Source organism: Chryseobacterium sp., assembly GCF_019236175.1.
Taxonomy (GTDB): domain Bacteria; phylum Bacteroidota; class Bacteroidia; order Flavobacteriales; family Weeksellaceae; genus Chryseobacterium.
Genome location: NZ_JAFAJM010000004.1, coordinates 88159 through 104010 on the forward strand (window position 1 = coordinate 88159; position 15852 = coordinate 104010).

Sequence of the window (15852 nt, forward strand, 5' to 3'; positions counted from 1 at the left end):
TATGAGCGAAAACCATCACGAAAGCTATGAAAATATGACAGACAGGCAGAAAAACCGCACCATCTGGAGCGTGATCACGGCCTCATCTCTCGGAACCTTAATTGAATGGTATGACTTCTACATTTTCGGAAGTCTTGCCGTTGTTTTAGCCACAAAATTTTTCCCGGCGGACAATCCTACAGCTGCATTTTTATCTACTCTCGCCACTTTTGCAGCCGGATTTGTGGTAAGACCCTTCGGTGCTTTATTTTTCGGAAGACTGGGAGATCTTATCGGAAGAAAATATACTTTCCTTGTTACTCTACTGATCATGGGGTTTTCCACTTTCCTTATCGGATGTATCCCAAGTTATAAAACCATCGGATTTCTTGCCCCGGTTCTGGTATTAATTTTAAGATTACTACAAGGGCTGGCGCTGGGAGGAGAATACGGAGGTGCCGCCACCTATGTTGCCGAATACGCCCAGCCTCACAGAAGAGGATACTGGACTTCATGGATCCAGACCACTGCTACGGCAGGTCTATTTATTTCACTCATTGTTATTCTAATTACCAAAACAACACTTTCCGCCGAAGAGTTTGACACCTGGGGCTGGAGAATTCCTTTCTGGATTTCTATTTTAATGGTGGGTGTTTCTTATATCATCAGAAAAAACATGAAAGAATCTCCACTTTTTGCCAAGGCTAAAAGTGAAGGAAAAACTTCTAAAAACCCTTTAAAAGAAAGTTTCGGAAATAAATACAACTTCAAATTTGTTTTACTGGCACTTTTTGGGGCCGCCATGGGACAAGGAGTCATCTGGTATACCGGACAGTTTTATGCCATGAGCTTTATGCAAAAGGTCATGAATATAGATTCTACCCAGGTAGACTATTTAATGGCTACGGCTTTATTCTTGGGAACACCCTTCTTTGTATTTTTTGGATGGCTTTCAGATAAAATCGGGCGAAAAGCAGTAATGATGACCGGAATGCTGATAGCTATCTTTGCCTACAGACCTATCTATGAAAGCATGTTTAAAAGTGTCAGTCTTGAGAACAAAACAATAGCTGCCCATGGAATCACAGAAAAAAGAACTTCTAAAATTCATACTGATATCACAACAGACAGCCTCGTTACTTTTCACAAAGAGACTCTTTATACCGACGGAACTTTAATTAAAAAAGACAGCATCACTCACTGGTCTCCAAATGGTCCGGTTATGAAAGAAGGAAAAGCTGAAGAACCTAAAATTTCACAATCCGTCAAAGTCAGTGACCGTACAAAATGGCATCTGGTATTTCTGGTATTTATTCAGGTCCTATTTGTAACCATGGTATACGGACCTATCGCTGCTTTCCTGGTAGAAATGTTTCCTGTAAGAATCCGTTATACATCAATGTCTCTGCCTTATCATATTGGAAACGGGGTATTTGGAGGGCTTCTTCCGGCAGTAGCAACTTATCTTGTCACTACAGGAAAAGAAGCAGGACATGTCACATGGTACCTTGAAGGACTGTGGTATCCGATCGGAGTTGCCGGAGTCTGTCTGATCATCGGATTATTTTATCTTAAAAATAAGAATAATAATCTTCACGATTAAGTACCGAATCACTCAAATTTTTATTAATTTTAAAACAACGAAAAATGAACGGACTCAAAAAAATATTAGGCATTCTCTGGATCGCAATAGCGGTGATTGTAGGATATTTCGGAATCACAGTAATGGGAATCCCAAAAATAACTTCCGGCAAACAGGAAGATCTGGTTTTCGGTATTATCATTTTATTTGTACTCATGCCAATAATATCAGGAGGAATGGCTGTTTTTGGCTACTATGCTTTAACAGGAGAGTATTCCGACGACAAAATATAAGACCAAGACCGATAATTGATGAATTTCGTATTCATCAATTATCTTTTATCAATTATCATGTATGAAAAAGAGACACGAACAGAAACTGATCATTCTGAGTATCGGGCTAATAATTGCTTTCAGCATTCCTATTTCACTGCTCTTTAACAGCGAAAAAGAGGTTTTCGGCTATCCGATGATCCTGATTTATCTGTTTGCTGTATGGATGATTTCCATTATCGTTTCTTTTGTCATTGTAAAAAAGTATGATGAGTAGTTTTGCATTATTTTTTGTAGTCCTCTTATATCTGGCTCTTCTGTTCTTAGTTGCCCATCTTGCAGAAAAGAAAAGAAGCAAATTCTGGCTGAATAATCCATATATTTACGCATTATCTCTTGCTGTATACTGCACCGCATGGACGTATTACGGAAGTATCGGAGTTGCTGCAACAAGTGGATTAAACTACCTCCCTATCTATATTGGTCCTATTATGATCATCCCGGCATGGATCTATATCAACACTCGGATTGTAAGAATTTCCAGAGTCAACAAAATCAGCAGTCTTGCAGATTTCATTTCATTACGGTATGGAAACAGCAGAAGCCTCAGCGCAATCATCACCATCGTCTGTCTTTTAGCTATTGTACCCTATATCGGATTACAGATTAAAGCCATTTCAGAAACCTTTCATCTGGTTACAGAAACCCCCATGTCAAAGGATATTCTGACAGACAATGCTACTTTTGTTGTGGTTTTAATTGCTTTATTTTCATCTTATTATGGGACGCGATATGTGGATGCATCAGAAAAACGCCTGGGAATCATTTCAGCCATTGCACTGGAAAGCTTTTTAAAGCTATTTTTCATCATCATTCTTGGCCTTTTTGTTATCTATTATGTATTTGACGGATTTTCAGACATTTACCAAAAAGCCAGTCATTTTAAAGATTTTAAAGAAAAAAATACATTCAACGGCATTGAAGATGCTATGAACTGGATGATTTTATGCATGATTTCCGCTACAGCGATCTGCATATTGCCAAGACAGTTCCATACGGCCATCATTGAAAACAGACAGGAAAAGCATATTAAAACCGCTATCTGGTTTTTTCCGCTTTATTTATTGATTTTTACGGTATTCATCTTTCCTATCGCATGGGGAGGAAGATTAATTTTTGACAAACAGCATGTAAATCCAGAATTTTACTCCATTTTAATCCCTCAGCATTTTGGCAATACACTCATCACGGTTCTTGTTTTTCTGGGTGGACTAAGCTCCTGTATTTCAATGATAATCATTTCCGCCATCACTTTATCTATCATGCTTTCCAATAATCTTATCATCCCTTACGGACTGCTTGGAAAATTTAAATCTGAAAACGAAGTACAAAATACAAGAAGCATTACCAATATCAGGAAATTCAGCATTTTTGCTTTAATTATTATGGCTTTTGCTTTTTATAAATATTTTATTCTGAAAACGTCTCTGGATTCCGTAGGATTAATCTCATTTGTCATCATCGGGCAGCTAGCTCCTACATTTTTTGGAGCCATATTCTGGAGGAGAGGCAGTTACAAAGGAGCAGTTATCGGGCTTGCTGCAGGATTAGCTATTTGTTATTTTGGCCTGATCATTCCGCAGTATTATTTTTCTTATAATCAGGAATTCAAAGGTGTTCTGAGAGAAATGTATAACTCATTCGGTTTTTTCACCATTCCTTATCTGGGAAGAATTCCACAGATCTTCTTCTGGTCTCTTCTGGTGAACACCGGCTTATTTACCATTATTTCCGTAAGCGTCAAAGGAAATTACAGAGAAAGGAATTTTGCAGAGTTATACGTGGATATTGACAAATACATCCAGAATCACGAGAATGCTTTTATCTGGCGCGGAACAGCTTATATTTCAGATATTCAGAATATCCTGGAGCGCTTTTTAGGTAAAAGCAAAACAAAACAGGCGCTAAGAATTTTCAATTTAAAATATAATATCGATTCCCAAACAGAGACTGCTGACTCCAGGTTTATTAAGTTTTCAGAAAACCTTTTAGCAGGAAGAATCGGCACAGCTTCAGCAAAAATTCTCATCGAGGGGGTAACCAAAGAAGATAAAATATCTTTAAAGGAAGTTCTAAATATCCTTGAAGAATCTCAGGAAAATATTATCCTGAACAAAAAACTCACAGAACAATCTGAAGAACTTCAAAAACTGTCTGACAACCTTCGTACAGCTAACGAAAGCCTGATCATCAAAGATCGTCAGAAAGATGATTTTTTAGATTCGGTAGCTCATGAATTAAGAACCCCGATTACAGCCATTCGCTCTGCGGGAGAAATTTTAGCAGATGATGATGACATTCCTTTTGAAATCAAACAGGAATTTTTAAATAACATCATTACAGAATCCGACAGATTGAGTGAAATCATTAATGACATTCTTTATCTTGATAAGCTTCAGCACGGAGAAATTTCATTACATATTCAGGAAAATAATATTATTGAAACCTATAAAAAAGCACTTAATCCGATTCTTCACCTGATACAACAGAAAAATATATATTTAAGTGAAATTAATCTTTTAAATCATTTTATATTTGAATATGATGAAGCAAGGATGATTCAGCTGTTTCAGAATATTTGGGGAAATGCTTTAAAGTTTACTGAAGAGCAGGGAACAATACAAACCAAATTATTCGAAAAAGAGGATCAACTGATCATTACGACCTTCAATACAGGAAAACATATTCCTGAAGAAGATCTGGAAATGATCTTTGATAAATTTTATCAATCCAAAAATCAAAATATTCTGAAACCGACAGGAAGCGGACTCGGGCTGGCCATTTCAAAAAAAATAATCCAGGCTCACGGAGGAAGTATAAAAGCTGAAAACAGCGGACCGGGAGTCACTTTCACCATACGCCTTCCTGAAAAAATGAAACATGTATGAACACTATTAAGCCCCTTTTATGAGAAAGATAATCATTGCCGATGATGAACATAAAATCCTGATGTCCCTTGAATACAGTTTTAAGAAAAACGGATACGACGTCTTTATTGCCCGCGACGGAACCGAAGTGCTTGAGTTTTTAAAAACAATGGTTCCCGATGTGATTCTCCTGGACATTATGATGCCGAATCTGGACGGCTACAGTACCCTGGACGTAATCAAACAGGACGAAAAATTAAAAGATACAAAAGTCATTTTTCTCAGTGCCAAAAATAACCCCAGAGACATTGAAAGAGGACTGGAAATGGGGGCTGATGCCTATGTCACAAAACCCTACTCTATTAAGAAGCTGATGCAACAGATTGAAGAAATGTTCTGACAGATATTTATTAGACGTAACGAATAAAAAATTCTGGTTTATTTCTTTACGCCTGAGTATAGTTTGCAAATCAGAATCCCATCTGCAACGACAACACAAATACAAAATACGATATGAATACCGACACTTTATTTAAACAAAGCATAGAAGACAAAGAAGCATTCTGGAAAGAACAGGCCGAAGCAATACGCTGGACTCAGTTTCCGGAGCAAATTCTTTCTAAGGATGAAAATGGCTACCCGCTTTGGTTTCCCGACGGAAAGCTCAATATATGCTATTTGTGTATTGATCAGCATATTGATGACGGATTCGGCGATCAGCCCGCCATTGTCTATGACTCACCGGTAACCGGGCAAAAAAAGATCTATTCCTTTAACCAGGCAAAAGAAGAAGTTGCCCGATTCGCAGGCGGACTCGTTTCATTAGGATTAAAAAAAGGAGATACAGCTGTTATTTACATGCCGATGATTCCACAAACGCTTTTTGCAATGCTGGCCTGTGCAAGAATCGGGGTAATTCATAATGTCGTTTTCGGAGGTTTTGCCCCTCATGAGCTGGTGGTAAGAATTGATGACTGCAAGCCTAAAGTTTTAATTACAGCTACTGCCGGAATAGAGATCGCCAAAAGAATTCCTTATCTCCCATTGGTAGAAAAGGCTATTGAACTTGCCCAGGACAAAGTAGACAATATTATTGTATACAATAGAAAACTGGCCGACAATCAGAATGAAATGTTCGACGGACTTATTGATTATGAAGAGCTGGTTCAAAAATCAGAACCCGCAGCCTGTATTCCGGTTGAATCCACTCATCCTCTCTATCTTCTTTATACCTCGGGAACAACAGGAAAACCAAAGGGAATTGTCCGTGACACCGGTGGCTACGCAACTGCATTAAAATTTTCCATGAAATATATATATGGGGTTGAACCCGGTGAAACGTATTGGGCGGCCTCAGATTTCGGATGGGCAGTGGGGCACAGCTTTTCTGTTTATGGCCCGCTGATCAACAGAAATACCACGATTGTTTTTGAAGGAAAACCAATCATGACTCCGGATGCAGGAACTTTCTGGAGAATTATATCCGAATATAAAGTGGCCGTGATGTTTACTGCACCCACTGCTATACGGGCTATTAAAAAAGAAGATCCCCACGGAGAATTGGTTAAAAAATATGACCTGTCCCATTTTAGAAAACAGTTTTTAGCCGGCGAAAGATGTGATGTAGCAACATTAGACTGGTTTTCACAGCATATCGGAGCTCCCGCCATTGATCATTGGTGGCAGACAGAATCAGGATGGCCTATGCTTGGATTAATAACTGCTGATGAAAATTACAAAATCAAAAGAGCATCTGCCGGAAAGCCTATTCCAGGATATGACATCAAAATTTTTGATGAAAGCGGATTAGAACTGGATTCTCATCATGAAGGTTACCTGGTGATCAGGCTACCGCTTCCTCCCGGAGCCATGCTGGGAATATGGAAAGATTATGACCGTTTTGAAAACAGTTATTTATCCCAGTATAACGGATATTATTTTTCAGGAGACGGAGCAATACAGGATGAAGACGGCTATATTTTTATTACAGGAAGAGTAGACGATGTGATCAATGTCGCAGGACACAGGCTCTCCACTTCTGAAATGGAAGAGATTGTGTCTTCACATCCGGAAGTTGCAGAATGTGCTGTGGTAGGAATTGATGATGACCTGAAAGGACAAATACCTTTCGCTGCCGTTGTGTTGAAAAACGGATCATTCATCTCGGAGGAAGATGTGGAAAAAGAAATCATTAAAATGGTAAGAGAAAAAATTGGCGCTGTAGCCTTTTTAAAAAACGCAATAGTTGTCAGACGCTTACCTAAAACCCGATCAGGAAAAACATTAAGAAAACTTATCAGAACATTATTGGACGGGAAAGATTTCCAGATTCCACCGACAATTGATGATGAGAAAATTATTGATGAGATTCAGGAAAAAATTAAGGAATATAGAGGCTAAATCAGAAATTAAACATAAATTTAAATACCGGTTTCCTCCTTTTCAAACCCTAAAAAGTTTTAAAATTACAAACCTGAAGATGAATGACATTTCATTAAAATATCATCTGTTTTTTACATTATAAAATTTAAACACGCAATACAATTCAAATTTCAAAAAACGAAAGAGATATGAGAAATTACTTAATAGAAGATTTACCGCAATATTTTGAGGATTACAAAAGGTCTATTAAAAATCCTAAAAAATTCTGGGATAAAGTAGCAGACCAGAACTTCGTGTGGTATCAAAGATGGAGCAAGGTTGTTAAGTATGATATGAACGAAGCTAAAATTACATGGTTCAAAAATGCCAAACTCAATATTACTAAAAACTGCATAGACAGACATCTTGCAGTAAGAGGAGACAAAACAGCCATCATCTGGGAACCCAATGACCCCAAAGAAGAAGCACAACATATTTCTTACAACGAACTCTACACCCGTGTCAACAAAACGGCAAATGTATTGCAGGACATGGGAATTAAAAAAGGAGACAGGGTATGCATTTATCTTCCTATGATTCCTGAACTGGCTGTTACGATGTTGGCCTGTGCCAAACTTGGAGCGGTTCATTCCGTAATTTTTGCCGGATTTTCAGCTTCTGCTGTTGCATCAAGAGTTAATGACTGTCAGGCAAAGATGGTGATAACATCAGACGGAAGTTATAGAGGCAATAAGGTATTGGATTTAAAAAGCATTGTAGATGAAGCGTTAGAAAAAACACCTACAATAGAAAATGTTCTGGTCGTAAAAAGAACCCATAACGAGATCAAAATGAAAGAAGGAAGAGATCACTGGCTGGCTGATCTCTATGAAAAAGCGTCTCCTGATTTTGTAACCATTATCATGGATTCTGAGGATCCTCTTTTTATTCTTTACACTTCCGGATCCACAGGAAAACCTAAGGGGATGCTTCATACCTGTGCCGGCTATATGGTATACACAGCTTATACTTTTAAAAATGTATTTAATTATAAGGAAAATGATATTTATTGGTGTACTGCAGATATCGGCTGGATAACAGGTCATTCTTATATTCTTTACGGGCCGCTCTTAAATGGTGCCACTACCGTAATTTTTGAAGGAGTTCCGACCTATCCTGAGCCGGACCGCTTCTGGGAAGTCATTGAAAAACATAAAATTACTCAGTTTTATACTGCTCCTACAGCCATCCGTTCTCTGGCAAAAGAAAGTGCAGAATGGGTAGACAAGCATGATTTAAGCTCGCTGAAAGTCATAGGCTCCGTAGGCGAACCGATCAATGATGAAGCATGGCATTGGTTCAATGATCATGTAGGCAAGAAAAAATGTCCGATTGTAGATACCTGGTGGCAGACCGAAACAGGAGGAATTATGATTTCTCCGCTCCCTTTCGTTACCCCAACCAAGCCCACCTACGCTACCCTTCCTTTACCAGGCGTACAGCCTGTCCTCATGGATGACAAACGTAATGAAATCACAGGAAATCAGGTAACAGGAAATCTCTGCATCCGCTTTCCATGGCCAGGGATCGCACGAACCATCTGGGGAGACCATCAAAGATATAAGGAAACTTACTTTACCGCTTTTCCGGGGAAATACTTCACCGGCGACGGTGCTTTGAGAGATGAGGTGGGTTACTATAGAATCACAGGACGGGTAGATGATGTGATCATTGTTTCAGGTCACAATCTGGGGACAGCTCCGATTGAAGACAGCATTAATCAGCATCCAGCCGTTGCGGAATCTGCCATTGTAGGATACCCCCATGATATTAAAGGGAATGCTTTGTATGGCTATGTAATGCTTAAAGAAACCGGTGAAAGCCGTGATAAGGAAAATCTTAAAAAAGAAATTAATCAGCTGATTTCAGATCAGATCGGGCCGATTGCCAAACTGGACAAAATACAGTTTGTTTCCGGGCTTCCTAAAACACGCTCCGGAAAAATCATGCGGAGAATCCTTAGAAAAATTGCAGAAGGCGACTTCAGTAACTTCGGAGATATTTCTACTTTATTAAATCCTGAAATTGTAGAGGAAATTAAAAACGAAAGAATTTAGTTTAGCCTTTCATCAAAAATAAGACCCTGAAAATATTATTCAGGGTTTTTATTTTGTAGCTGATAATAAAAAAACAAGCATTCTATAGCTCATATCCCAGTCTCTTTAAAAAAGCCGTCTGATACTCGTTTACTTTACTGCTGAAGCGCCTGTCATACCCAATAAAATGACCTGCATCATCCAAAATATGAAGCTCACAATCATCCCTCTGTTTTCATTTGTTCAGCAACTAAAAGACCTGCGACAGATTAAAGAAAAAAGCATTTCTTTTAAATTCAGTCAGAACAGAACATTTATTATCCTATAATTAAAGACTTTGTCATACAAAACCATAAAGGTTTTAAAGCCATTCATATCTTCATTTATTCAATTATCAGAATTAAACACCCGTTCAATACATATTCTTAACTAAACCTAAATAACTTTGTAAATGAAATGTTAATTAACAAATTTTACTGATGTAAGCTCAATATAATTAGAAAATTATTACTAACTTTAGTCATAACTTAAAACCAATTAACTATGTCAAATATATTAGCGGGGCTATTTGAGCACCATAATGATTACAAGAAGCTTGAGGTCGATCTGGAAAGTTCCGGATTTGAAAATTCAGATTATATTATCTATCTTAATAACGAAACCAATAACTCTCAATATCTGGCAAGTGTATCCGTAAAGGATAATGGCCAGACTGAAAGTGCCCGTAATATTTTCAGCCAAAACGGAGTATTAAAAGCTTATTTATTTGAAAATATGGGAACCGGTGAACTGAATTATGATACGATAAAAAAATACATTGATGCCAGAAGCAGGGCTGAAATTCATAACAGCCCGGATATTAAGATTAAAACATCCAGTGACGGGATGAATTCAGAAGTAAAATTTTAAGAGAGACAAATACTAATATCCAGAGATCCGTAGCACATTCTACGGATCTTTTATCTTTGAAAAAAGTAAAAATTTTCGTATTTTCGTCTAAATATAGGCATCTGCACAAATGAGTTACGACTTAGAACAAGAGAATAAAGAGATCCTTTCAAGATATAAGGACCTGATTTCTAACACCTACAGAACGTTGGATGAGGAAAATAATAAACTTATCCGAAAGGCATTCGATATTGCTTTGGATGCCCATAAAGATCAAAGGAGAAAATCCGGAGAGCCCTACATCTACCACCCTATTGCTGTAGCTAAAATTGTGGCAACGGAGATTGGTTTGGGGGCCACTTCTATTGCCTGTGCACTTTTGCATGATGTCATTGAAGATTCGGATTATACGTATGAAGATCTGAAAAAAATCTTTGGAGAAAAAATAGCCAGTATCGTGAATGGACTGACTAAGATATCCATCATGAACCATCAGAATATTTCTGTACAGTCTGAAAACTACAGAAAGCTGCTACTGACTCTTTCCGAAGATTTCAGAGTAATCCTGATTAAAATTGCGGACCGTCTTCACAATATGAGAACACTGGAAAGCATGGCTCCGGACAAACAGAAAAAAATTGCCTCAGAAACGGTATACATCTATGCTCCTATGGCTCACCGTTTAGGGCTATATAATATTAAATCTGAGCTGGAAGATCTTTCATTAAAGTACAATAACCCGGAAATATATAATGAGATCACGGAAAAATTGGAATTGGCCAAAGAAAGTCGTGAAAAATATATTGAAGAATTTAAAAAAGAAGTTTCCGAAAGATTACATGAAGAAGGATTAAACTTTAAAATCAAGGGGCGTGCAAAAGCAATTTCTTCGATTTACAGAAAAATGCTTAAACAAGGGGTTTCTTTTGAAGAGGTTTTTGATAACTATGCCATCAGAATCATTTATAAGTCTGATGCTAAGAATGAGAAGTTCCTGGCCTGGAAGATCTACTCTATCGTTACGGATGTATATCACAGTAATCCTTCCAGAATGAGAGACTGGATTACCCAGCCCCGTTCTACAGGTTATGAAAGTCTTCACCTGACAGTTCTCGGACCTGATAAAAAATGGATTGAGGTACAGATCCGCTCAGAGCGAATGGATGAAATCGCTGAAAAAGGAGTTGCTGCTCATTACAAATACAAAGAAGGCTATAAACAAAGTTCTGATGACCGTAATTTTGAGAAATGGGTTACGGAGATCCGTGAAGTTCTTGAACAGCAACAGAACCTGTCAACCTCCGAATTACTGGATAATATCAAACTTAACCTGTACTCAAAAGAAGTATTTGTATTTACTCCAAAAGGGGAAATCAAGATTTTACCGACCAATGCTACAGCTCTGGATTTCGCTTTCTCCGTCCACTCGGATCTGGGAATGAAATGTCTGGGAGCTAAGATCAACGGAAAACTGGTTCCGATTTCTTATATTCTTCAAAACGGAGATCAGGTAGATATTCTATCTTCACAGAATCAGAAACCGAAATCTGACTGGCTGGAGTTTGTGGTAACATCAAAAGCAAAATCAAAGATTAAAAGCTACCTGAACTCACAGAAAAATCAACTGGTAGAAGAAGGGAAAGAAATTCTTCAGAGAAAACTCCGACATGCGAAGATCAACTTTAATGATGAAGAGATCAATAAACTTCAGAAGTTCTTTAATTTAAAATCATCACAGGAGCTGTTTCTTAAATTTCAAAGTAACGAACTGGATGTCAGCAGCCTTAGGAAATATATCGAAAGTAAAAATGTATTCAACAACCTGCTTTCAAGATTCAGAAAATCTCCGACTAAAAGCCAGAATTTCGAGGAACCGAAACAGGAAAACCTTGATATGATTGTTTTCGGAAAAGATGAAGAAAAACTAAACTATACCTATGCAAAATGCTGTACGGTCATTCCGGGGGATAAAATTTTCGGATTTATTACCATCTCGGACGGAATAAAAGTACATAGTGATAACTGCCCGAATGCAATCAACCTTAGAGCACAATACGACTATCGTGTCATCCCTGCCAAGTGGGTAAATGCGGAAAGTTTCAAAAACAGAGTTAAGATCGAAATTGAAGGACTTGACAGAATGGGAATGATCAATGATATTACCGCTGTAATCAGCGGGAGTATGGGAATGGATATGAAAAGCATGTCCATTGAGTCTAACAACGGCGTCTTTACCGGAAACATTACACTTGAGGTAAAAAACAAAGGTCAGCTGGAAGAGACCTTTAAAAAACTGAAAGGAATTAATGGTATTTCAAGAATAAGACGGCTACAATCGTAATTATGAATTTATCTCTTTATTTTAAAAAATTTTTCAACAACAGCCAGGTCTCAGGAATTATTCTTATTTTCTGCGTGCTTATTTCCTTACTTATTGCCAACTCTTCTGGAGCAGAAGGGTTTCAGCATTTTTTAGACCAACAGGTAGGAACACATTTATTTGAACTGCAATACCCTGTCAGTATCTGGATCAATGACGGACTGATGGCTGTATTTTTTCTTCTGGTAGGACTGGAAATAAAAAGAGAGCTTGTAGAAGGCGAATTATCGTCTTTTAAAAATGCCTCTCTACCTATTTTTGCCGCTGTCGGCGGTATGCTTATACCGGCTCTTATCTATACATTGTTCAACTCCGGAACTGAATATACTAACGGATGGGGAATTCCTATGGCAACGGATATCGCATTTTCGCTGGCTATCATTTCAATGCTGGGAAAGAAAATTCCAAATTCCATTAAAATATTTCTTGCTGCATTGGCTATTGTAGATGATCTGGGCGCAATTCTGGTGATCGCCATTTTCTATACAGAGCAGATTCACTGGAGCTATCTGCTGCTTTCTTTTGGAGTGACAGCCTTATTATTTTTACTGAATTTCTTAAAAGTAACCCGAATTATATGCTACATCATCCCGGGATTATTTTTATGGTATTTTCTTCATCACTCAGGGATCCATGCTACAATAGCAGGAGTTTTACTGGCTTTTTCAATTCCTACCAATGCTTCCAATGTAGAGATCTCTCCTCTGGAAAAACTGGAACATAAACTTCACATTCCTGTAAGCTTCCTGATTATGCCTGTTTTTGCTTTAGCTAACACGAATATTACGTTTTCAGAAGATATGGTTACCGGAATTACCAGTACGTTAGGACTGGGTATTATCTGCGGACTTGTACTTGGAAAGCTGATTGGAATTAACCTATTTTCTTTTATTGCAATTAAGTTAAAACTAAGCTCTTTACCTCAAAACAGTAACTGGACCCAAATGATAGGCGTAGGTCTGCTTGCCGGAATCGGGTTTACCATGTCTATATTTATTGCTTTATTATCCTTTAAAGATGATATACACATTCAGGATGAAGCCAAATTTGCAATCCTGATAGCCTCTTTTATTGCTGCTGTTTTAGGATTTACCATACTAAAAATCAGCTCAAAGGAAACTCCTGAAACTGAAGAAGATTAATTTCCCTTCAGATCTTCAAGCTTTCTTTTATGCTCATCGTCAATATCATATCCGGGTTCGTTAATCTGGGTATGATACTGAACGGTTTCTTTTTGTATTTCATCCGAGAGAAGCTTCTCTATCCTTAATTTTCTGATTGCCATATTCAGTTCATTTCCGAATAAAAGAAGGTAAACATTCACATTCACCCAAACCATTAAAAGAATCATACTTCCAATAGATCCGTAAAGTACATTATATCGGGCGATGTCCTTTACATAAATCGCAAATATGTAAGTAGTGGTCAGAAATAAAACCGTTGTCAGAACGGCACCCGGAACAGCCTGTCTGAATCTGGCAATCTTAACAGTTCCCAGCCAGTAAAACAGGGTCAAAAGAATAAAATAGAACAATGGAAAAGACACAAATCCAATGATACTGGAAAGGTTGTCCACAAACCATGTAACATCATAGGCAGGAGCAAAAAGCTTCATCACGACCTCCACATAATAAACCCCGAAAAGCGTTAAAAATACAATGGTAATAAAACCTATTGTAATGAAAAATGATAGGATAAATTCTTTAACATCACTTAGTTTTTCATCCGAATTTTCATTAAATCCATTGATCAGAGAAAATGTTCCGTTTGTTGCAAAAATAAGCGCCAGTACAATAGTCAGATTACTGATCCCTTTCATATTAGGAATAATATTGTGCTGTATATAGCCTCTTACATCGTTTTCCATATTGGAAGGAAAAACATTATGCATCAATACATCAAAAATATAGAACTGTAATTTTTCATAATGTGGCATATAAGGTAACACCGAAAGAAGAAACAGAATAAACGGAAACAGACTCATGGTAAAGCTCCAGGAAATAGCCGCCGCCTTTCTTCCTATTTTTCCTTTGAAAATTCCTGAGATATAAATCTGAAACATCTGCCAAAGCGATATTCCCAAAACAGGAATATGGATGCTGTCGAAAAAATCTTGAATTTTCAAAATAAAATTAGGAACTTTTACACTCATCTATCTGTTTGTCTTTATACAAAGGTAGGGGAATTATATTAAATGGGAAAAGTTTATTAAGATAGAAACAGGAATCAGACAACATGCTGTTTAAAACTTTAAACCTTAGGCTCATCACTTTGCCTCTTGCCTTCAAAACCCTATCTTTGCAGCCTGAAACTTCTTATAATGCGCATCAGTTTACTTTGTATAGGCAAAACAGACGACAGGGAAATTACTTCTTTGATCAATTATTATCTTACCCGTTTACCCAAACACTGGAATTTTGAGATTACAGAGATTCCTGATGTCAAGAATGCCAAGAATTTATCTCCTGATCTTTTAAAAAAAGACGAAGCCAGGCTGTTTTTGAATCATATCGATAAAAACGATCTGGTAGTTATCCTTGATGAAAAAGGCAAACAGTTTACCAGCCGTGAGTTTTCTCAGAAAATTGATACTTGGATGAATTCTTCCGTTAAAAAAGTACACATCCTGATTGGAGGTGCATATGGTTTTTCAGAAGAAATCTACAACAGAGCGAATGAAAAAATGTCTTTATCCAAAATGACATTTACTCATCAGATGATCAGACTGTTTATCGTTGAACAGCTTTATCGCGCTGATCAGATCTTACAGGGCAAGCCTTATCATAATGATTAAAAACGGTCTGTCATTAAGATGTCCCTATTGCAGGGTAAATGCTATCCTTTTAAAGCGATCTGTCTTTTCGCTTCTCCCACAACAAAAGCCACTGAATTTGCTATATTAAAGCTGCGGATTAACTTTGACATGGGAATGGTCAGGTGATTTTCAAAACGATCAAGAACATCTTTACCCAGTCCTACACTCTCCTTCCCGAAAACCAGCCAGTCACCATCCTGAAATTCGGTTTCAAGGTATGATTTTTCAGCATGAGAACTCATTAAGAAAACACGGGAAGGATCAGGAATATTTTTTATCCATTCTTCAACATGGGCATATTCGGTCACATCAAGATGCACCCAATAATCCAGACCGGAACGCTTCAGATTTTTATCATTAATAACAAATCCAAAGGGATGAATCAGGTGCAGTTTACTTTCCGTACCTACACATAACCTTCCGATATTCCCCGTATTATTAGGTATTTCAGGTTCTACAAGAACAATATTCAACATCTGTTTTCGTTGCTTTAATGTATATGAAATCCCATACAATGGATAGTCTATGACTAAGTATTTTATTATTGTAAGG

At 37.6% G+C, this 15852-nt stretch carries 13 protein-coding genes; 11 read left to right on the top strand and 2 right to left on the bottom strand.

Annotation, left to right across the window (positions count from 1 at the left end):
- The first annotated feature begins 1 nt into the window (after nt 1).
- The 10 genes from JO178_RS03050 to nhaA all read left to right on the top strand — a co-directional run bounded on the left by JO178_RS03050 (nt 2) and on the right by nhaA (nt 13627).
- Complete coding sequence (locus tag JO178_RS03050) at nt 2–1582, top strand: MFS transporter (protein WP_291931441.1); 1581 nt, start codon at nt 2–4, stop codon at nt 1580–1582.
- 44 nt (nt 1583–1626) lie between these two features.
- The gene (locus JO178_RS03055) at nt 1627–1854 is read left to right on the top strand and encodes a DUF6814 family protein (RefSeq protein ID WP_291931444.1); all 228 of its coding nucleotides are present in this window, start codon (nt 1627–1629) and stop codon (nt 1852–1854) included.
- Nucleotides 1855–1915: 61 nt separating this feature from the next.
- Nucleotides 1916–2110: a hypothetical protein gene (locus JO178_RS03060; protein ID WP_291931447.1), complete on the top strand. Its 195-nt coding sequence runs from the start codon at nt 1916–1918 to the stop codon at nt 2108–2110.
- Entirely contained in the window at nt 2100–4781 is a 2682-nt protein-coding gene (locus JO178_RS03065) for an ATP-binding protein (RefSeq protein WP_291931450.1), read from the top strand. The genes JO178_RS03060 and JO178_RS03065 overlap by 11 nt, the downstream gene beginning before the upstream one ends.
- A 19-nt stretch (nt 4782–4800) precedes the next feature.
- Nucleotides 4801–5160: a response regulator gene (locus JO178_RS03070; RefSeq protein WP_291931453.1), complete on the top strand. Its 360-nt coding sequence runs from the start codon at nt 4801–4803 to the stop codon at nt 5158–5160.
- A 113-nt stretch (nt 5161–5273) separates the two neighbouring features.
- Nucleotides 5274–7160: an AMP-binding protein gene (locus JO178_RS03075; protein WP_291931456.1), complete on the top strand. Its 1887-nt coding sequence runs from the start codon at nt 5274–5276 to the stop codon at nt 7158–7160.
- A 170-nt stretch (nt 7161–7330) separates the two neighbouring features.
- Nucleotides 7331–9238, top strand: a complete 1908-nt coding sequence (gene acs, locus JO178_RS03080; protein ID WP_291931459.1) for an acetate--CoA ligase — start codon at nt 7331–7333, stop codon at nt 9236–9238.
- Nucleotides 9239–9760: 522 nt separating this feature from the next.
- Nucleotides 9761–10126, top strand: a complete 366-nt coding sequence (locus JO178_RS03085) for a hypothetical protein (protein ID WP_291931462.1) — start codon at nt 9761–9763, stop codon at nt 10124–10126.
- A gap of 109 nt (nt 10127–10235) precedes the next feature.
- On the top strand, nt 10236–12446 hold the full coding sequence (locus JO178_RS03090; RefSeq protein ID WP_291931464.1) for a RelA/SpoT family protein: 2211 nt from the start codon (nt 10236–10238) through the stop codon (nt 12444–12446).
- Nucleotides 12447–12448: 2 nt separating this feature from the next.
- The gene (nhaA, locus tag JO178_RS03095; RefSeq protein WP_291931467.1) at nt 12449–13627 is read left to right on the top strand and encodes a Na+/H+ antiporter NhaA; all 1179 of its coding nucleotides are present in this window, start codon (nt 12449–12451) and stop codon (nt 13625–13627) included.
- On the opposite strand, the gene JO178_RS03100 is transcribed toward nhaA, so the two are convergent.
- Entirely contained in the window at nt 13624–14637 is a 1014-nt protein-coding gene (locus tag JO178_RS03100; RefSeq protein ID WP_291931470.1) for a YihY/virulence factor BrkB family protein, read from the bottom strand. The genes nhaA and JO178_RS03100 overlap by 4 nt on opposite strands.
- A gap of 168 nt (nt 14638–14805) precedes the next feature.
- On the opposite strand from JO178_RS03100, the gene JO178_RS03105 reads away from it, so the two are divergent.
- Entirely contained in the window at nt 14806–15279 is a 474-nt protein-coding gene (locus tag JO178_RS03105; protein WP_291931473.1) for a 23S rRNA (pseudouridine(1915)-N(3))-methyltransferase RlmH, read from the top strand.
- A 41-nt stretch (nt 15280–15320) separates the two neighbouring features.
- Here the strand turns inward: JO178_RS03105 and JO178_RS03110 are convergent, their stop codons facing one another.
- Nucleotides 15321–15776, bottom strand: coding sequence for a tRNA (cytidine(34)-2'-O)-methyltransferase (locus JO178_RS03110; RefSeq protein ID WP_291931476.1), 456 nt, complete (start codon nt 15774–15776; stop codon nt 15321–15323).
- Nucleotides 15777–15852 lie beyond the last annotated feature (76 nt).